This window comes from Candidatus Marithrix sp. Canyon 246 (genome assembly GCF_001723685.1).
Classification (GTDB): domain Bacteria; phylum Pseudomonadota; class Gammaproteobacteria; order Beggiatoales; family Beggiatoaceae; genus Marithrix.
The window spans coordinates 22,766-42,176 of the sequence record NZ_MCBX01000020.1; the positions used below are offsets into that span (position 1 = coordinate 22,766).

General features: G+C 32.5%; 19 protein-coding genes and 1 pseudogene. 15 read left to right on the forward strand and 5 right to left on the reverse strand.

The annotated features are described in order from the left end of the window. Positions 1-5: 5 nt before the first annotated feature. The 5 genes from ligA (at position 6) to BHU68_RS10960 (ending at position 5,635) form a co-directional block, all read left to right on the forward strand. A complete protein-coding gene (ligA, locus tag BHU68_RS10945; protein ID WP_069470791.1) occupies positions 6-2,003 on the forward strand; it encodes an NAD-dependent DNA ligase LigA in 1,998 nt (665 codons plus the stop codon). After that, positions 1,996-4,167 carry an AAA family ATPase gene (locus BHU68_RS10950; RefSeq protein WP_069470790.1) on the forward strand — a complete coding sequence of 724 codons (2,172 nt, stop codon included), beginning with the start codon at positions 1,996-1,998 and terminating at the stop codon, positions 4,165-4,167. Before ligA ends, BHU68_RS10950 begins: the two co-directional genes overlap by 8 nt. A 162-nt stretch (positions 4,168-4,329) precedes the next feature. Further along, a complete protein-coding gene (locus BHU68_RS17310; protein WP_171899529.1) occupies positions 4,330-4,488 on the forward strand; it encodes a hypothetical protein in 159 nt (52 codons plus the stop codon). Positions 4,489-4,597: 109 nt separating this feature from the next. Beyond that, positions 4,598-5,422 carry a polyphosphate kinase 2 gene (gene ppk2 / locus BHU68_RS10955; RefSeq protein WP_102135602.1) on the forward strand — a complete coding sequence of 275 codons (825 nt, stop codon included), beginning with the start codon at positions 4,598-4,600 and terminating at the stop codon, positions 5,420-5,422. A gap of 3 nt (positions 5,423-5,425) precedes the next feature. Continuing rightward, entirely contained in the window at positions 5,426-5,635 is a 210-nt protein-coding gene (locus BHU68_RS10960) for a hypothetical protein (RefSeq protein WP_069470789.1), read from the forward strand. A gap of 55 nt (positions 5,636-5,690) precedes the next feature. Here BHU68_RS10960 and BHU68_RS10965 read toward each other — a convergent pair whose 3' ends face one another. Beyond that, on the reverse strand, positions 5,691-6,320 hold the full coding sequence (locus BHU68_RS10965; protein ID WP_069470788.1) for a hypothetical protein: 630 nt from the start codon (positions 6,318-6,320) through the stop codon (positions 5,691-5,693). Between the two features lie 291 nt (positions 6,321-6,611). Between BHU68_RS10965 and BHU68_RS10970 the strand changes: the two are divergent. The 4 genes and pseudogenes from BHU68_RS10970 to BHU68_RS10985 all read left to right on the forward strand — a co-directional run. Further along, positions 6,612-7,070, forward strand: a pseudogene (locus BHU68_RS10970) (ribonuclease PH); the annotation flags it as partial. Positions 7,071-7,171: 101 nt separating this feature from the next. Next, entirely contained in the window at positions 7,172-7,459 is a 288-nt protein-coding gene (locus BHU68_RS10975) for a hypothetical protein (RefSeq protein WP_069470786.1), read from the forward strand. Further along, positions 7,456-8,046 (forward strand): DUF4340 domain-containing protein, encoded by a 591-nt coding sequence (locus BHU68_RS10980; protein WP_069470785.1) that lies wholly within the window; start codon positions 7,456-7,458, stop codon positions 8,044-8,046. Before BHU68_RS10975 ends, BHU68_RS10980 begins: the two co-directional genes overlap by 4 nt. Before the next feature lie 356 nt (positions 8,047-8,402). Continuing rightward, complete coding sequence (locus BHU68_RS10985) at positions 8,403-9,848, forward strand: RNA-binding domain-containing protein (RefSeq protein ID WP_069470784.1); 1,446 nt, start codon at positions 8,403-8,405, stop codon at positions 9,846-9,848. 164 nt (positions 9,849-10,012) lie between these two features. Here the strand turns inward: BHU68_RS10985 and BHU68_RS10990 are convergent, their stop codons facing one another. From BHU68_RS10990 to BHU68_RS11005, 3 genes are all read right to left on the reverse strand, one after another. Continuing rightward, positions 10,013-10,243: an antibiotic biosynthesis monooxygenase family protein gene (locus BHU68_RS10990; RefSeq protein ID WP_069470783.1), complete on the reverse strand. Its 231-nt coding sequence runs from the start codon at positions 10,241-10,243 to the stop codon at positions 10,013-10,015. A gap of 227 nt (positions 10,244-10,470) precedes the next feature. Next, positions 10,471-11,556 (reverse strand): restriction endonuclease, SacI family, encoded by a 1,086-nt coding sequence (locus BHU68_RS11000; RefSeq protein WP_069470781.1) that lies wholly within the window; start codon positions 11,554-11,556, stop codon positions 10,471-10,473. Between the two features lies 1 nt (position 11,557). After that, positions 11,558-12,649, reverse strand: a complete 1,092-nt coding sequence (locus BHU68_RS11005) for a DNA cytosine methyltransferase (protein ID WP_069470780.1) — start codon at positions 12,647-12,649, stop codon at positions 11,558-11,560. A 425-nt stretch (positions 12,650-13,074) separates the two neighbouring features. Here BHU68_RS11005 and rph point away from each other — a divergent pair, with 425 nt between their 5' ends. The 6 genes from rph to BHU68_RS11035 all read left to right on the forward strand — a co-directional run bounded on the left by rph (position 13,075) and on the right by BHU68_RS11035 (position 19,223). Continuing rightward, the gene (gene rph / locus BHU68_RS11010; protein WP_069470779.1) at positions 13,075-13,788 is read left to right on the forward strand and encodes a ribonuclease PH; all 714 of its coding nucleotides are present in this window, start codon (positions 13,075-13,077) and stop codon (positions 13,786-13,788) included. 163 nt (positions 13,789-13,951) lie between these two features. Continuing rightward, positions 13,952-14,911, forward strand: a complete 960-nt coding sequence (locus BHU68_RS11015) for a DUF4340 domain-containing protein (protein WP_069470778.1) — start codon at positions 13,952-13,954, stop codon at positions 14,909-14,911. Between the two features lie 44 nt (positions 14,912-14,955). Continuing rightward, complete coding sequence (yajC, locus tag BHU68_RS11020) at positions 14,956-15,279, forward strand: preprotein translocase subunit YajC (RefSeq protein ID WP_069470777.1); 324 nt, start codon at positions 14,956-14,958, stop codon at positions 15,277-15,279. After that, on the forward strand, positions 15,276-17,099 hold the full coding sequence (secD, locus tag BHU68_RS11025) for a protein translocase subunit SecD (protein ID WP_069470776.1): 1,824 nt from the start codon (positions 15,276-15,278) through the stop codon (positions 17,097-17,099). The genes yajC and secD overlap by 4 nt, the downstream gene beginning before the upstream one ends. Before the next feature lie 23 nt (positions 17,100-17,122). Further along, complete coding sequence (gene secF, locus BHU68_RS11030) at positions 17,123-18,058, forward strand: protein translocase subunit SecF (protein ID WP_069470775.1); 936 nt, start codon at positions 17,123-17,125, stop codon at positions 18,056-18,058. Between the two features lie 61 nt (positions 18,059-18,119). After that, the gene (locus BHU68_RS11035) at positions 18,120-19,223 is read left to right on the forward strand and encodes an FIST signal transduction protein (RefSeq protein WP_069470774.1); all 1,104 of its coding nucleotides are present in this window, start codon (positions 18,120-18,122) and stop codon (positions 19,221-19,223) included. Here BHU68_RS11035 and BHU68_RS11040 read toward each other — a convergent pair. Beyond that, positions 19,209-19,397, reverse strand: coding sequence for a hypothetical protein (locus tag BHU68_RS11040; RefSeq protein ID WP_069470767.1), 189 nt, complete (start codon positions 19,395-19,397; stop codon positions 19,209-19,211). The genes BHU68_RS11035 and BHU68_RS11040 overlap by 15 nt on opposite strands. Positions 19,398-19,411: the final 14 nt, after the last annotated feature.

Genomic DNA, 19,411 nt, shown 5'->3' on the forward strand with positions numbered 1-19,411 from the left:
TAGATATGAAAATCCCAAAAAAGATTGAATCTCAAGCGGCTAAGTTACGCCATACAATAAATGAGCATAATTATTATTATTATGTTGTTGATGATCCTCGTGTACCTGATAGTGAATATGATTTGTTATTGCGCGAGTTGCAGGATCTTGAGGCTAAATATCCTGATTTAGTTACTGCTGATTCTCCAAGTCAGAGAGTAGGTGCGCCTCCATTAGATGCTTTTGCTAAAATTGTACATAGTGTTCCTATGTTGTCTTTGAATAATGCTTTTAATTATCAGGAAGCTGAGGATTTTGCAAAGGATTTCGCTAATACTGAATTTTTTGCAGAGTTGAAATTTGATGGTTTAGCTGTTAGTTTGCGTTATGAGGATGGTTTGTTAGTTTCAGCGGCGACGCGCGGTGATGGATATTCTGGTGAGGATGTTACTGCTAATGCTAAAACTATTAAGACTATTCCTTTAAAGTTACGCGGTGAAAATTATCCTTCAGTATTAGAGGTGCGAGGAGAGGTGTTTATGCCCAAGGCTTATTTCAACAAGTTGAATCAAAAACAAGCGGCTAAGGGTGAAAAAATATTTGCTAATCCACGTAATGCTGCCGCTGGTAGTTTGCGACAGTTGAAGTCTCGTGTAACTGCTCAACGCCCTTTAAGTTTTTTTAGTTATGCGGTTGGAGTTGTGGAAGGGGTAGAATTACCTCAGCGTCATAATGATATTTTGAAGCTGTTACAACAGTGGGGTTTGCCGATTTCGCAGGATTCGCAATTGCTAACAGGAATTGCCGGTTGCTTAAAATATTATGAATCAGTATTAAAACAGCGTCAGGATTTAGCTTTTGATATAGATGGTGTTGTATATAAAGTCAATGATTTAGCTTTGCAGAAGGAGCTAGGTTATGTTTCTCGTGCGCCACGTTGGGCAATTGCTCATAAATTTCCAGCTCAGGAGGCAATAACTCAAATTAATGATATTGATATACAAGTTGGACGTACTGGTGCATTAACACCAGTGGCGCGTCTAAATCCTGTAGAAGTTGCTGGCGTAACTGTCACTAACGCTACATTGCATAATCAAGATGAAATGAAGCGTAAGGATGTGCGAATTGGTGATACGGTTGTAATTAGTCGCGCTGGTGATGTTATACCTGCGGTAATGCGGGTGATACTTGAAAAACGCCCTAAAAAAACTCAAGAATTTATCTTTCCAAAGCAATGCCCAGTTTGTGGTTCTGATGTAATTCGTGTAGCCGGCGAAGCGGTTGCGCGTTGTAGTGGTGGTTTCTTTTGCGCTGCACAACGTAAACAAGCTTTAAAACATTTTGCTTCACGTCGTGCAATGGATATTGATGGTTTAGGTGATAAATTGGTTGAGCAATTAATAGATAGAGATTTGGTCATAAAATTAGTTGATCTCTATCGTTTAACTGTTGAACAGTTGACTAGTTTAGAACGAATGGGTAAAAAATCTGCTCAAAATATCATTGCAGCCTTAGAAAAAAGTAAATCTACAACCTTAGCTAGATTTATTTATGCAATTGGAATTCGCGAAGTTGGAGAATCTACGGCTAATACTCTAGCCCAGCATTTTACAATAGAAGCACTAATGGCTGCAACTAAACAAGAGTTGCAAAATATCCCAGATATTGGACCAATAGTAGCCCAACATATAGTGAAATTTTTCCAACAATCTGATAATATAAATAGCATTGAAGAACTACAAACAATCGGTATTAATTGGCCTAAAAATTCTAATACTATCATCAATAAATCCTTAGCAGAAGAAGTTTTTGTTCTAACTGGTACACTGTCACAAATGACTCGTACAGAAGCTAAAACTCAATTAGAAAACTTAGGAGCGAAAGTTACTAATAGCGTTTCCAAAAAAACCACTTGTCTAGTTGCTGGAGAAAAAGCTGGTAGTAAACTCACTAAAGCACAAACTTTAGGGATAAAAATTATTAATGAAGCTGATTTAATCAATTTATTAAAATCCTATGAGTAAAGAAATAAAATCCACCATAAAAAGAAGTTATAACCTTAAAAACTTATATTTAGATCCGAATAATTATCGTTTTGTAGATAATCGTGATTACATACCAGTAGAAGATAGTCAAGTTATTGAGGCAAAAATACAAAAAAGAGCTAGATTTTTTATTGAGGGAAACAAAAGAGACAACATAAAAGATTTAATAGCCAATTTTAAATCTAATGGTTTTTTAGATGTGGATGTAATTCAGGTTAAAGATTTAGGCAATAATAATTATTTAGTGCTTGAAGGTAATAGAAGAGTTGCAACACTAAAAGCCTTACAAGAAGATTATGAAAATGGTTTATCAATTGGTAATCTAAATCCTGAAATATTTAAAAAAGTATCTTTTGACATACATGAGAATGAGACCAAAGAAAAACACCTTATCATCATGGGATTAAAACATGTTGGTGGTAATAAAAAATGGTCTGTTATAAATCAAGCACAACTTATTTATGACTTTTTAAAACAGTATTGGGAAACAGATGAATATCATGATAAAGAGATACAATTATGTGATTCTTTAGGTATTACAAAAGTTAAACTGAGAAGTTCACAAAGAGCCTATTATTTAATTTTAGCCTATAAACAGAGTGATTTTGGGGATCAGTTTGAAAGTAATGATTATGCTTTATTTGTTGAAATAATAAAAAGACCAAACATAAAAGATTGGTTAGAATGGGATGATAATAGATACAAAGCAAATAATGATAATAATCTACAAAGACTTTTCTCTTGGATGTCTAAAACAGATGATCTAATAGAAGAAGAAGAAGTTGAGCCAATAATTACAAAAGCATTTGAGATAAGAGATTTAGCCATTTTTATTAAAAATGAAAATGCACTAAATGTGATGGAGGAAACTAAAAGTATTTCAAGGGGCTTAATTGCTAGTGGTGAAATAGATAAGCTAAATTATGAAAAATCATTAAATGAAGTTGAGAAAGGAATAAATAAATTAAGAAGTTATAAAGACATGGTTTCTACAGATGATTTAGAGAAATTAAAAAGTATTTTTTTAGACTTGATTCCTAAAAAAAGTTCTCTTGAAATTAGTAGAGGTAATTATTCTGTATGTTTTGAACATGATAATAAAATTAAACATTTTGATTCAATCAAAATAAATCAATATAAAATATTTAAAGATTTTAAAATAGATCAATTAAATAGAATAAATATTTTTGCTGGATTTAATAATAGTGGTAAAACTTCACTTCTTGAAGCAATATATTATTTAACCAAACAAAATGATATTGTTTCATTTTTAGAAATTATTAAACTCAAAAATAAAATTAACTCATTAAATCCTATTTGGTTAAATGAAGTTTTTAATGAAGATGAAATTATTGACATAACCGGTATATTTAATAATGTTAATGCTTCAATCTATTTTAGTAAGTTTGAAGCTAAAGATATTGATAAAAAAGATGACTATATTTGTTCATATAAGCTTAAAGCTCTTATAAATGATAGAACATTAGAAAATGTTATTCATACATTTGGCTACGAAACATTAAAAAGACAAAATGAAAAAGTAGAACATTTATGTAATTCAATATTTAAAAGTCCATATTTTCACAACTTAAATGAGATAGTTCAAACATATAACAAAAATACTCAATATAAAGACAAAGATGGAAAAACAGCTATCAATTTGGTTGTAGATTTTATAAAAAACATTGATCCTACAATCAATGATGTAAGACTAAATGATGTTGATGACATTGAGAGATTTATTGTTGATTCTAGTAAATTTTCAGATAGAAATTTAGAAATTACAAATTACGGTGAAGGATTACAAAGAGTATTTGAAATAGCACTTGGTTTTGCATATGCAAGAAACGGCATAGTTTGTATAGATGAATTTGAAACAGCTATTCATAATTCCTTATTAATTGAGTTTACAAAATTTATTCAAGAGTTAGCAGATACTTTTAATGTACAAGTTTTTTTAACATCTCATTCTAAAGAATGTATAGATGCCTTTGTAAATAATGAATACAATAATGATGAAATATCAGCTTATTTTTTAGAGAATGTTGATAATGGAATAGAAGCAATATATGTTGGAGGAGATGAATTAAAAGACTATATTGAAAGTACAGATTTTGATTTAAGAGGCACTATCAATGGATAAATATATCATTGTTTTTTGTGAGGGGCTTTTTTAACTCGTATTTTATCTGTAAATGGTTTTTTTCCGTATAAGAAAAAGGTGAAAGAGTAGAAAATAGATTAAATAATTTAAAAGAATCATTAGATTTAGATGAATTAAACCATTATGAAATAACAAATAAAAATGATTATCAAATGCAATAATAAATCAGTGACAGAGGGTAATCCTCAATTTAAAAAGCAAAAATCAGTTATTTCAATTGCTGGGCAACTACAATTTTCAGGTTCTAGTAATGCTGTTATTATTGCTAATAGTGATTATATAAAAAAGATGATATATTGAAGAATACTCACTGTAAAAATATAATAAAATTATTTAAACAACCATGAATAAAGAAAAAACTAAACAAGCCGCTAAATTAATTAAAAAATTAACTGATCCAGATTATGTAATGTCTGACTCTAAGACTATGTCTGGTAAGAAGTTACAGAAAATAACACATAGTTTAGGGCAATATCCTTATTCAGAAAGAATTGAATTAGAGGAATATGAACATAATAAACATCTGTTACAAGTTGAATTATTAAAGGTTCAAAGTTGGGTTAAAGAATCTGGGCAACGTATTGTTGGTTTGTTTGAGGGGCGTGATGCCGCTGGTAAGGGTGGTACTATAAAACGTTTTATGGAACATTTAAACCCTCGCGCTGCACATGTTGTTGCCTTAGAAAAGCCTACTGAACGTGAACAAGGTGAATGGTATTATCAACGTTATATCAAACAACTTCCTACTAAGGGTGAAATGATTTTTTTTGATCGTTCTTGGTATAATCGCGCTGGTGTTGAACGGGTAATGGGTTTTTGCACTGATAATGAATATTTAGAATTTATGCGTCAAACTCCAGCTCTTGAACGTATGTTGGTGAATTCTGGAGTTCGTTTATTTAAGTTCTGGTTTTCAGTAAGTCGTCAGGAGCAGTTACGTCGTTTCCATTCCAGAAAACACGATCCGGTGAAACAATGGAAATTAAGCCCTATTGATGTGTTATCATTAGATAAGTGGGATGATTATACTAAGGCTCGTGAGGCGATGTTTTTTTATACTGATACTGCTGATGCGCCTTGGATAATAATTCGTTCTGATGATAAAAAACGGGCACGCATTAATTGTATGCGTTATTTTCTTAACCAATTAGATTATCCAGATAAAAATCTGGAGTTAGTTTCTAAAGCGGATCCATTAATTGTGGGTACGGTAAATTCAATTTATAAGGATTAAATTATGGCAGATAAACAAGAACTTAAGAAAGCTATTAAAGATGCTGTTAAAGCAGCTAAAGATGCTAATAAAGCAGCAAAGATCGCTAAAAAAGCGGCAAAACAAGCTAGCTTAGCTATGATAAATGTTAAGGCTTCCGCTGATACTGCAACTAAGCGTGTCAAAAAAGCGGTTAAAAAAAGCAAGGTACAAAAGAAAGTAAAAGATAAATAAGTAATATTTTTAGACTCATCTGACAGGTTTATTAAAAATTTGTCAGACAATGTGTTTATTTCTTAGCTACTTCCCCATACCCAGATATCCCTCCTTCATTAACATTAGCTTGGCTGAGCAAATCAGTATCTTGTACAAAAATTTTATAACCCTCTTTACAGCTTAAATATAACCATTGTTCTGCTGGATGTGCTGGAAATTTAATGCGTTTGAACTGAGTGGAGTTATCTATACACTTAGCTTCTATGTCTGTCTTGTCACTTAAAAGGTAAGAACAAAAACCTTCAGAAAGATAAAACTCATTTTTAATTGTATCCCCCTTTTTCACCTTTTGATCCTCAAGAATAGTATCCTGCTGAACTAAATAATTTATTTTTGGAGTGATAGAGTAATAGTTGATAAGACTGATTTTATCTTTAGTCCATGGGTGATAAATACCTGTTTTAATGCTGCATACCTTCTTCTTGCCAAGATTCCTTAATGAAGAGTATCCGATAACTGTACTCCAGTTATTTTTACTAGGTTGAACATGAATTACAGGATTTGGATATTCTCCACTCCAGAAATTGTAAGTGATCATCGTGTGAGTAACTCCATCACGAGTGATGGGGAGTAAATAGGAGTCTTCGCTAGCATGAAGAAGCCCTGTAAAACTAAGTAATAAAAAGCTTACTAATAACTTCATTTGTTTTTTTCTCCAACTTAATTAATAAATTTCAGACTATTTCCAGTTCTCAAGATAGGCAAAGGCGGATATGGTCAAAACAAGCTTTAATATCCGTATCCAAAATCCATTTTGGCTAATTATTTTTTTTGATGTTACCATATAGTAAAATATTTTTCAAGAAAATAAAAACTGTCAGACCTGTCAGGTTTTAAAAACCTGACAGGTCTTTAGGCCAAAATATTTGAAAAACCTCTAATACACTTCATAAAGCAGAGTGCTTATCATCAAATTTAAACACAAGGATATTTCATGCGCCCAAGTGGTAGAGAAGCTAATCAACTTAGAAAAATTAAACTGACTCGCAATTATACTAAACATGCTGAAGGTTCCGTGTTAGCGGAATTTGGAGATACTAAGGTGATTTGTACCGCTAGTATTGAGGAGCGTGTGCCTAGATTTCTGAAAGATAAAAAAAGTGGTTGGCTTACTGCTGAATATGGTATGTTACCTCGTTCTACCAATTCTCGTATGGCACGTGAAGCTTATCGTGGTAAACAAGGTGAGCGTACTATTACTATAGATTGTGATGTCATTCAAGCTGATGGTGGTACACGCACTACTGCAATTACCGGGGCTTATATAGCATTAGTTGACGCTGTAGATTTTTTAATCAAACAGCAAAAAATTAAAACCAATCCTATTAAAGGGGCTATAGCCGCTGTATCTGTAGGTATTTATAAGGCTGTATCAATTTTAGATTTAGATTATCTGAAACGGAATTGCAAGCAATATTAAAATGAACACTACAAATATTTTTGTAGAAAATACATAATATTTAAGATTAGATAAAACACAAAGCAATATAAAAAATGAACACAAAAAATCTCACAGTATTAGCAATATTTACAATTATTATAGTCATTGCTGCGGTAGTTTTAACGCAGCCAAATGATATTAGCCATGAACAGAAAAAGTTCTTTCCTAATTTAGCCAGTATCATTAATGAAGTTACTGAAATCAACATTCAAACTAAGGATAATACTATTACTTTAGTACGTAATGATAAGCAGTGGTTTGCCAAAGATAAGCATAATTATCCAATTGATATGGCTAAAGTTAATAAGCTATTATTAGGTGCGATGAATCCGCTTTATTGACTTTCAAAAATGCAAAAGCTGAAAAAATTATTAGTCTCATAGTTGGAAAAAATAAGCCTGCAAAAGTTGATTCCAGCTTAAAAGAAATTTATCTACGTTTGCCAGCAGATAAGCAAAGTTGGTTAGTTTTAGGGCAGTTGCCGATTGAAAAAAATGTTACCTTTTGGTTAAATCAACAAATTGTGAATATTGAGGATGATCAAATTCGTAAAGTCACAATTAAGCATCCTGATGGTGATAATTTTAGTTTTGCTAAGGCAAAGCCTGATGATGAAGACTATCAATTAGAAAATTTGGCTGAAGGTGAAAAAGTCAAATTGCCATATATGCTTAGAAGTATTGCTACAACTTTAAGTAATTTAGAGTTTGATGATGTTTTTGTAGCAACTGAAATTGAATTTTCTGATACTACTACTGCGGTATTTACTACTTTTGATGATAAAGAAATCACAATGACAATCATGAAAAAGGATGGTGAATACTATGCCAAATTAAATACAGTTAAAGATTGGGTGTATGAATTAAGTAAATATAAAGTTGATTACTTAATGAAAAAACGTCAAGACTTAGTTAGTCTTAATCCATAATTTATGGTGTTTTATTTTTTATTAATACGCCCTCAAACAAAACAGAGTCAACACTCACCTACTTGCCCGACATTGTCTCTTTGGCATCGTAGCTCTAGCTTCGCAGCGTTTACGACTCTTAAACGAAGGTTCAATTAGTTTATTCCTATCAGCGGTTTTCCCAAAATCTTTCTCTGTGTGCTACTCAATCAATCTTTACTATAGATATCTGCAAATGAATTGATATTTAAATTTACAAGTTAAATTTACTCGTAAAATTAAGCCCTATTGATGTGTTATCATTAATCAGATTATCCAGATAAAAATCTAGCTTTAGCTTCTAAAGTAATTAATAGTGGCTACGGTTTTCCTTAAAAATGACTGAGAAACAATTAATAGAATTATTAAATAATTTGATAAAACAGCCATATGAAAATGAATGGGTTGAATTTAAACTTAATTTTCATTCACCAGAAGAAATTGGCGAACGCATATCTGCTTTATCAAACGGGGCTTGCATACAAGGGCAATCTTTCGGTTATTTGGTTTTTGGTGTAGAAGATAAAACGCATATTGTTAAAGGAACTTCATTTCAAGCCAAGTCGCACAAAAAAGGAAACGAAGAGCTTGAACATTGGTTAGCTAACCGTTTAAATCCTCGTATTGATTTTTCTATTTACGAATTTGATTACGAAATTGATAAACATATATCTATATTTGTAATACCTGCGACTAAAAATCGCCCCGTAGAGTTTTTGCATCAAGCCTATATTAGAATAGGAAGCATTACCCGCAAGCTTAACGATTTTCCAGAAAAACAAGCTAAAATATGGAAAAAAGACACGATTCCTTTTGAAAAAGAAATTGCAAAAGACAACTTAAATGCTGCCGATATTACTAAATATTTAAGCACTGAAACTTATTTCGATTTAATTAAATTACCCTATCCTTCTACTCTGCAAGGCGTGATTGATAAATTTATTGAAGAAAATTTAGTTGTTAAAAATAAAGGATATGCCATTACTAAATTAGGTGCTTTATTATTTGCTAAAAATCTAAAAAATTTTGAAAGTGTCGAAAGAAAATCAGTAAGAGTCATTGTATATAAAGGTAAAAATAAAGTTGAAACAGAAAGAGAACAAATAGGGCTAAAAGGTTATGCTTTGGGCTTTGTAGGTTTGATTGATTGGATAAATAGTCAATTACCAGCTAATGAAGAAATTGGCAAAGCCTTGCGAAAAGATACCCGAATGTATCCAGAAATTGCTGTTAGAGAATTGGTAGCAAACGCATTAATTCATCAAGATTTTACCGTAAAAGGGTTTCCAATGATAGAAATATTTACTGATAGAATAGAAATATCAAATTCTGGCACACCATTAGTTACACCAGATAGATTTATTGATGGCTACATTTCGCGTAATGATAAATTAGCCGATTTAATGAGGCGAATCGGTTTTTGTGAAGAAAAAGGCAGCGGTTTAGATAAAGTAATTTTTTACAATGAACTTTATCAACTACCACCAATCAATGTTATTGTTACTGAAAATAGAACTCATGTTTCTATTTACAGCTATAAAACGCTCAATAATTTAGATAAGAAAGAAAAAATTAGAGCTTGTTATCAGCACGCTTGTTTAAAATATGTGTCAAATGAAAAAATGACCAATCAATCATTAAGAGAGCGTTTTAAAATTGAAAATAAAAATGCGGCAATAGCATCAAGAATAATACGCGATGCTTTAAAAGATGGTGTAATAAAAGAAGATGATCCAGAAAGTAAATCAAGAAAATATGCGGGTTATTTGCCAATTTGGGCTTAAAATCTTATTTGATGATTATTTGATAATATATAAGCACCATATCTTAACATATTGATACTTTGTGTTTTTTTTATTTGATGGTTATTTGATAAAACGATAATATATGAACGAAGCCGAAACAAGAACAGAACTTATAGAACCAAAGTCACTTCATTGGTAATGTTCTACTTCCATTCTTCATATTTCTGAGATTTCCTGAAGCCAATTTCATGATCTTCGATAGTTTCCCAGTTTACCAACAAAATGTATTTATGTTGCTTTTCTATACATTTTTTAAGGTCATGGCTAATATAGCCTGACATTGATGATATTATTTTTTCGGCTTTACTGAAGCTTTCTTCAAATAACTCATTTTGACCTTCTTTAATATTCAGCATTGCGACTTTCAGTACCATAATTTTGTTATAAATATGTCGGTTTCAGACTGTGATCGAAAGGGGTATACCCATCAAGTTAGCTATCAGTATTGGAATGAGTTCAAAGGGATACTATCATTTAGCCAAAACCAAAGCTATGCAAATGGGCTTAACCAAACGGCTAGTGAACCGCCCCTTGCGGATCCGCATGAGGAGTGGTGTGGGGAAGGTTAGAGAAAAACTAGCCCTTACCCGATTTAGCCATTTTATTTGGATTCCCATTGAAGCTCAGAAAATAACTGAACCATCCATTCCTTAGTTTGCTCTTTGCAATTGACTGATTCTGAGGTTGTTATCAAACTTTTTATGAAATCTTGTTTTGTACAATCAGGCAACCTAAATAAAATATTCCTTATGTGTGAGTTAATATCCTGAATTAGCACAAATAATCCATTTTTTTCAAATTCCTTTGTCTTCTTAAATATTGCCTCTTCATTAAACTCTGCCTTAGTGCCATAGATAAAAGCGGCTTTCTTCCCATGATTATGTAGAACTTTATTAAAAGCATGTTCTACATCGTATTCGTTGAAGTTTTTATCTTTTACTTCTATAGAATAGTAAAATTCTCCATCACTATAAATATCAATATCTCCAACCTCTTTTGAGGAAGCACCACTTTGGTTTACCTTGTGGGTTTTAACGGTATAACTACCTTCAATATATAGATGAAGCAGCAATTCAAGGGAGCCAACAATAATAGCTGATGTTTCACCTTCAAAAGATTTGCTGGTAAACAGTAGAGAAAACTCATAAATTTCTATAAGCTCTGGGCTGTAATTGCAAACACTTTCAAAAGTCTTATTTGCCTCTTTAATTTGTTCTTGCAGGACAGCAAAGACACAAGCTAAATATTCCTTTGCTTCCTCTGAAGTTTTTATGGCTGAAAACATTTTGATGAGTAGCAATAGAGTTTCTTTATCTTTCCCCTTTCTCACTGCATTATCTTTGCTGATATGAGTAAACCTTGCTGGCTTATTAAGAAATGGCTCATTTGAACCGCCAAGAATATTTTTGAGAAAATCACGCTCAAAAGGAACTAGTATTTTATGGCATAAACTTCTAGCATCAAAAGCACCAGATAAAGGCGCACCTGCTTGTAATGCTATTGGGTTTGCATCATTGTTTGATGCTTTTGCCAAGATGCCATTAACCAAAATATATTTGTATGTTTTGTGTGTTCCACACAGAACAGTCTTAATCCCCATAGTTATCTCATCACTTTTTGAGCAAGTGCCACGATGAGCTTTTAATATGATTTCTTCTGCTTTTTTATGGTCTATATTTACTGGCATATTATCCAACTAACCTGAATTGTACGGGCTGATTGACTAAAGTTTCGATTTTTTCGTTATTTAAACTATCTAATAACATTGAAGCTACAGCATAGCCAAGATTACAAGGAACAGCATTACCGATTTGTTTAAATATTGATGATTGTGAACCCATGAATTGATAATCAATAGGAAAAGATTGAATAACTATTGCTTCTTGTACAGTAAGTCTTCTTAGTCTTTTTGGAGCTACCTGATAAGGCAAGGGTTCTCCACCATCCATAATGCTTTTATGATAACTTTCAATCCAATTATCTTTCCCATTGTATAAAACTTCTTCATCAATAATAGGGGTTTTATTGCCTCCCATTGTTGCAGGTAAAGTCGCACAAAAACCATCAATTTTCACAGGTCTACCTAAACCATTAAATAGCATTCCTGCATATGGGGATTTTCTCATTATAGGGTTTGGTGTAATTGTTATTTTTGCTTTTGCTGTGTTTTTATTATTACCTGTACCAGCCTTATCTAACACACTTAATGCCTCCCTAACTGTTTGTGATTTGACTTTATAAGGCTCAATCATTTTCATTAGATCGGGTACAATTTTTGAATTGTCTTTAAAGCCAATAAAAAAAACTCGTTCCCTAGCTTGTGGTACATTAAATTCAGATGAGTTTAAGATAATAAAATTTACTATGTAGCCAGCATTTCTAAATGTTTCAAGTAATTCATTCCTAAGAGGTTCCCATTTTTTTAACTTTCCTAGAGCCTTTACATTTTCCATTACAAATGCTTTTGGATTAATTTCTTTTACTATTTCAGCAAATGTCCAAATATGCTTACTTCTTGGATCGTTAGAATCCATTTTTCCTGCAACAGAAAATCCTTGACAAGGTGGGCCACCAAATATCAAATCAATATCATCAGCCACTTGATATAAGTTTGGCTTTAAATGATCTATATCTCCACAGCGGATATGATTACCAATATTTGCTTTGTATGTTTCGCAAGCGTCCTTATCAAAGTCATTCGCCCATATAATATCGGCACCTGCTTTTTGAAATCCTACATCAAGACCTCCTGCACCAGAAAATAAGGATATTGCTTTCATACTTCCTCCGTTCTTCTATTTTGAATGCGATATTTTATCATATGGCAGTAACTTTGTATTGATGGCTAACGTTATAGCATTTATACCCCATAATAATATTAAATATACCCAATATTTAGATAATTCCATTAAGAACTAAGGGGTAAGCAAGAAAGAGGAACATTGCACGGACTCCTTATCTATAAGGGGATTACTTTCTATTTTTCCTTTTTGGACAAGATAGGCAAAGGCGGATATGGTAAAAACAAGCTTTAATATCCGTATCCAAAATCCATTTTGGCTAATTATTTTTTTTGATGCTACCATATAATAAAATACTTTTCAAGATTTTTTAACCTAAAATAAGGGGCAAAATATTTGAAAAACCTCTAATACACCTCATTAAGCAAAGTGCTTATCATCAAATTTAAACACAAGGATATTTCATGCGCCCAAGCGGTAGAGAAGCTAATCAACTGAGACAAGTTAAATTTACTCGTAATTATACTAAACATGCTGAAGGTTCCGTATTAGCGGAATTTGGAGATACTAAGGTGATTTGTACCGCTAGTATTGAGGAGCGTGTGCCTAGATTTCTGAAAGATAAAAAAAGTGGTTGGCTTACTGCTGAATATGGTATGTTACCTCGTTCTACCAATTCTCGTATGGCACGTGAAGCTTATCGTGGTAAACAAGGTGGGCGTACTTTGGAAATTCAACGCTTAATTGGGCGTTCTCTACGAGCGGTTGTAGATTTAAAAGCTTTAGGCGAACGTACTATTACTATAGATTGTGATGTAATTCAAGCTGATGGTGGTACACGCACTACTGCAATTACCGGTGCTTATATAGCATTAGTTGACGCTGTAGATTTTTTAATAAACAAGCAAAAAATTACAACCAATCCTATTAAAGGGGCTATAGCCGCTGTATCTGTAGGTATTTATAAAGGTGTACCAATTTTAGATTTAGATTATCAAGAAGATTCTGATGCTGAAACAGATATGAATCTTGTAATGAATGATAAATTAGCCTATGTTGAGATTCAAGGTACGGCTGAAGCTGATCCTTTTACTGAAACTGAATTGCAAGCAATGCTAAGTCTAGGAAAAGATGGAATAATTCAATTACTTGAAAAACAACAAACAATATTAAAATGAACACTACAAATATTTTTGTAGGGTGGGTAGAGCGACAGCGAAACCCACCATTGGCTATATTGGTGGGTTTAGCTTCGCTGACTTCGTATCGCTATCGCTCTACCCACCCTACGAGAAAATACATAATATTTAAGATTAGGTAAAACACAAAGCAATATAAAAAATGAACACAAAAAATCTCACAGTATTAGCAATATTTACAATTATTATAGTCATTGCTGCGGTAGTTTTAACGCAGCCAAATGATATTAGCCATGAACAGAAAAAGTTCTTTCCTAATTTAGCCAGTGTCATTAATGAAGTTACTGAAATCAACATTCAAACTAAGGATAATACTATTACTTTAGTACGTAATGATAAGCAGTGGTTTGCCAAAGATAAGCATAATTATCCAGTTGATATGGCTAAAGTTAATAAGCTATTATTAGGTGCGATGAATTTGCGCACTATCGAAGCAAAAACCAGTAAATTGAAATTTTATTCCAAAATTGGAGTTGAAAATGTCACTGAGGAAAATGCTGAATCTGCTTTATTGACTTTCAAAAATGCAAAAGCTGAAAAAATTATTAGTCTCATAGTTGGAAAAAATAAGCCTGCAAAAGTTGATTCCAACTTAAAAGAAATTTATGTACGTTTGCCAACAGATAAACAAAGTTGGTTAGTTGTAGGGCAGTTGCCAATTGAAAAAAATGTTACCTTTTGGTTAAATCAAGAAATTATCAATATTCAAGATGACAAAATTCGTAAAGTCACAATTAAGCATCCTGATGGTGATGGTTTTAGTTTTGCTAAGGCAAAGCCTGATGATGAAGACTATCAATTAGAAAATTTAGCTGAAGATGAAAAGGTCAAATTGCCATATATGCTTAGAAGTATTGCCACTACTTTAAGTAATTTAGAGTTTGATGATGTTTTTGTAGCAACTGAAATTGAATTTTCTGATACTACTACTGCGGTATTTACTACTTTTGATGATAAAGAAATCACAATGACAATCATGAAACAGGATGGTAAATACTATGCAAAATTAAATACTGTTAAAAATTGGGTGTATGAATTAAGTAAATATAAAGTTGATTACTTAATGAAAAAACGTCAAGACTTAATTAGTCTTAATCCATAATTTATGGCATACTAGTTTTTTTAACTTTCAATAAAGGAAATAAGATGGATTTTTTTATTCAAAATGCTTTAGCGGCAGATGCCCCAGCCGCAGATGGGGGTTTATTTAACCTTATTATGTTAGTCGTGTTATTTGTGGTGTTTTATTTTTTATTAATACGCCCTCAAACAAAACGCGCTAAAGAGCATAAACAAATGGTTGAGACTTTACAAAAAGGTGATGAAATCGTTACCAATGGTGGTTTATTAGGCAAAATTACTGAGCTTGGTGAAAATTTTATTGCCATTGATCTTGGTAATTCTCAAGTCAAAATACAGCGTCAAGCCATTGCCGCAGTTATGCCTAAAGGAACAATGAAAACTTTATGAATCAATACCCTACTTGGAAATATTTACTGATTGCGAGTGTAATCTTTATTTGTGCGCTGTATGCCCTTCCAAATTTATTTGGGGAAGATCCTTCTGTGCAAATATCTCCTGCTTATGCACGAGATATGAAAATTAATGAGCAAGTGCAAGATCGAGTTGAAGCTAAACTCAAGGAAGTTGATATTAGTTATACTAGTATCGATAGGAATCCACGTCAATTATTAGTACGCTTTAAAGATACCGATACACAATTAAAAGCTTATACTATTTTAAAAAAGGCTTTGTCTGAATATGTGGTAGCACAAAATTTAGCACCAGCTACACCTGACTGGTTACGCAGCTTAGGTGGGCAACCTATGTATTTAGGTTTAGATTTACGTGGTGGCGTGCATTTCTTAATGCAAGTCGATATGGAAACTGCTATTCGTCAGGATGAAGAAACTTATATTGCTGAATTACGTAGTCGCTTTCGTGAAAAGAAATTGCGTTATAAAGGTATTCATCGTGTAGTTGATGGCAACGGTGGCATTATGGTTACTTTCAGTGATCTTGAAGTGGCTGCTGAAGCTAAAAAATTCATTGAAAAACAATATAATGATTTAAATGTTCAGGCTGATGAATATAGTTTATATTTAAGCTTTACAGAAAAGGCATTAAAAGACAATAAAGAAAAAGCCATAGAACAAAATATTACCACTCTGCGTAATCGTGTTAATGAATTAGGTGTTTCTGAACCTATAATTCAACGTCAAGGCGAAGATCGTATTGTAGTTCAATTACCCGGTGTGCAAGATACAGCGCGAGCTAAAGAAATTTTAGGTGCTACTGCTACTTTAGAATTTCGTATGTTAGCCAACGATGATGATGAATTTGGCTCACGTTTATATAAGCGTCGTAATGGTGAACCCGTTAAACTAAAACGTCGTTTAATTGTAACTGGTGATCAAATCAATGATGCCGCTGCTACTATTGATCAACGTTCTGGAAGCCCTGCCGCTGTTGTTAGATTAAACAGCGAAGGTGGTAAAAGAATGTTGCAGACTACTCGGAAGAATGTTGGTAAACCGATGGCAGTTGTTTTTATTGAATATCAAGTTGAAACTAAATATGTAGATGGTAAAAAAATAGTTAATCGTAGTAAAACTGAAGAAGTTATCAATGTTGCCACTATACAAGAAGAATTTGGTAATAATTTTCAAATCACTGGTTTAACTTCTCGTGAAGCTAACAATCTGGCTTTATTATTACGCGCTGGTGCATTAAAAGCTCCAATGGAAATCATTGAAGAACGCACAATTGGACCAAGTTTAGGTAAAGAAAATATTGATATGGGCTTATTGTCTATCGTCTTAGGTTTTCTTTCAGTGATGTTATTTATGTGGATGCGCTATAAAAACTTTGGTATGGTTGCTAATTTAGCATTATTATCTAATGTCATTATTTTAATAGCTTTATTATCCTTGTTACAAGCTACATTAACCTTGCCCGGTATGGCTGGTATTGTACTGACATTAGGTATGGCTGTTGATGCTAACGTCTTGATATTTGAAAAGATACGTGAAGAAATAGCTAACGGCAATAGTCCACAATCAAGTATTCATATTGGTTATGAAAAAGCTTTCCACACCATTTTTGATGCTAATATCACAACTTTAATTGCAGCGGTGATGTTATTTAGTTTTGGAACTGGACCAATTAAAGGTTTTGCTATCACTTTATCATTAGGTATTGTCACTTCTATGTTTACAGCTATAATGTTGACTCGTGGTGTGATTAATTATTTTTATGGTGGTCGTAATTTAACTAAACTTCCTGTCTAAATATAAAAAGAGAATAACTATAAATGTTTTTAAATCGTTTTGATTATAAGATTGATTTTATGGGAAAACGCAGTATTTCAATGGCGTTATCCGTATTATTAATGGCAGTTTCTATATATTCTATCTTTACACAAGGTTTAAACTTGGGTTTGGATTTTACTGGTGGTACTTTAGTTGAAGTTGGTTATAAAGAAGCTGCAAAACTTGAAAATATTAGGAAAGTTCTAAAAGAAAATGGTTTTGCAGAAGCGACAGTACAAAATTTTGGCACTAGCCAAGACGTACTAATTCGTATTGGTAAACATGAAGAATCAAAAGATGATCCTTTAAGTAGTCAAATTTTGCGTATTTTACAAGCTGAAAATAAGGATGTAGATATGCGCAGAGTAGAATATGTTGGTCCACAAATTGGTAAGGAATTAGTAGAAAAAGGTGGGTTGGCGATTCTATATACTTTATTGGCTATCTTGATTTATGTTGCATTTCGATTTGAATATCGTTTTGCTTTAGGTGCCATCGCTGCTTTAATTCATGATACTGTAATAACAGTAGGCTTATTTTCGGTGTTGCAATTAGAATTTGACTTAACTGTATTAGCGGCTATTCTTGCCGTGATTGGTTATTCACTGAATGATACTATTGTGGTATTTGATAGAATACGAGAAAATTTTGTCAAATTACGTAAACAGGATTCAATTAAGGTGATGAATACTTCTATTAATCAAATGTTAGGGCGAACTGTGATGACATCAGTTACTACTGCATTGGTATTAATAGTATTATTCTTTGTGGGTGGACAATTAATTCATGGATTTTCAATTGCTTTACTCTTTGGTGTAATTATTGGTACTTACTCTTCAATTTATATAGCTAGTGCTAGTGCTTTAGCTTTGGGAATTAGTAAAGCTGATTTAATGCCAGTGCAAAAAGAAGGTGCTGAACAACAAGAACAGTTGTAGATATGTATGTATAAACCTGACAGGTTTTTAAAACCTGTCAGGTTTTTTTTAAGAGAAAATTATGGAAAATTTTAAACTTGGTCATGCTAGTGCAAGCACTTGGCAAGATGCAGCAGAATCCTGCCTCATTCAATTAGGCGAATTAAGTAGCTCCGACAATCTAGGGTTTTTATATGTAACTGATTTAATTGCTGGGGAACTTCCTGAAATTCTTGATTTTTTTAAAGCTAATACTCCTGTTACAAGTTGGGTTGGTACTGTTGGAATTGGAATTTGTGGTTCAGGAAAACAATATTTTAATACTCCTGCTATAGCAGTAATGTTAGGAAATTTTCCAGAAAATTCTTTTTATGTTTTTCAAGAAAATGAAAATCTCAATCAATTTGCAGCTAAGAATCGAGTTTTATTTACTGTAGCTCATGGTGATCCACGTTCTAAAGAAATTGATAAAGACATTACTAATACTAGTGAAAGTTTAAGTGAAGGTTTTTTAGTTGGAGGGCTTACTAGTTCACGTCATGAGATATTACAAATAGCTGATGAAATCCGTGAAGGCGGCGGCGTATCTGGTGTCATTTTTTCTAATGAAATTGAAGTTTCCACTCGTTTAACTCAAAGTTGTTCAGCTATTGGTCCCTATCATAGAATTAGTCAATGTGACAATAATATTATTATTGGTCTGGATGATAAGTCAGCATTGGATGTATTTAAGCAAGATGTTGGACCAGAATTTACTGAGGATTTAAATAAGGTAGCAGGCAATATTTTTGCTGCTATACCTATTCAGGGTTCAGATACTGACAATTATGTTATTAGAAATATCATTGGTATTGATCCAGAACATCATTTATTAGCGATTGGCAGCAAGCTGAATCTTGGTATGTCAATTGGATTTACTCGCCGCGATGCTAATGATGCTTATAAGTATATGCTTCAAATGCTTAATCAGATTAAAGCTAGTTTAAACGGCAGAAAAATTAAAGGTGGTTTATATTACTCATGTATGGGGCGTGGTGAAAATTTATTTGGTAATGATTCTAAGGAATTAAAAGTTATCGAACAATTTTTAGGTGACTTCCCATTAGTTGGTTTTTTTGCCAATGGAGAAATTTTCTATCAACGTTTACATGCTTATAGTGGCATATTAACCCTATTTCTTGAATAATTCAAAAAATCCCTCTTTACGTAAATACCATAATATACCGCCTAATAAACCTCCATATATAATAATTTGAATTAGGTACCAAAACAAATTAATGATACTTGTAGAAACTACATAGGCTAAATAAAGTCCAATTATAGCTAGTGTTGCATATATAATATATTGTTGTGGTGTCATAATTTTTTACCATT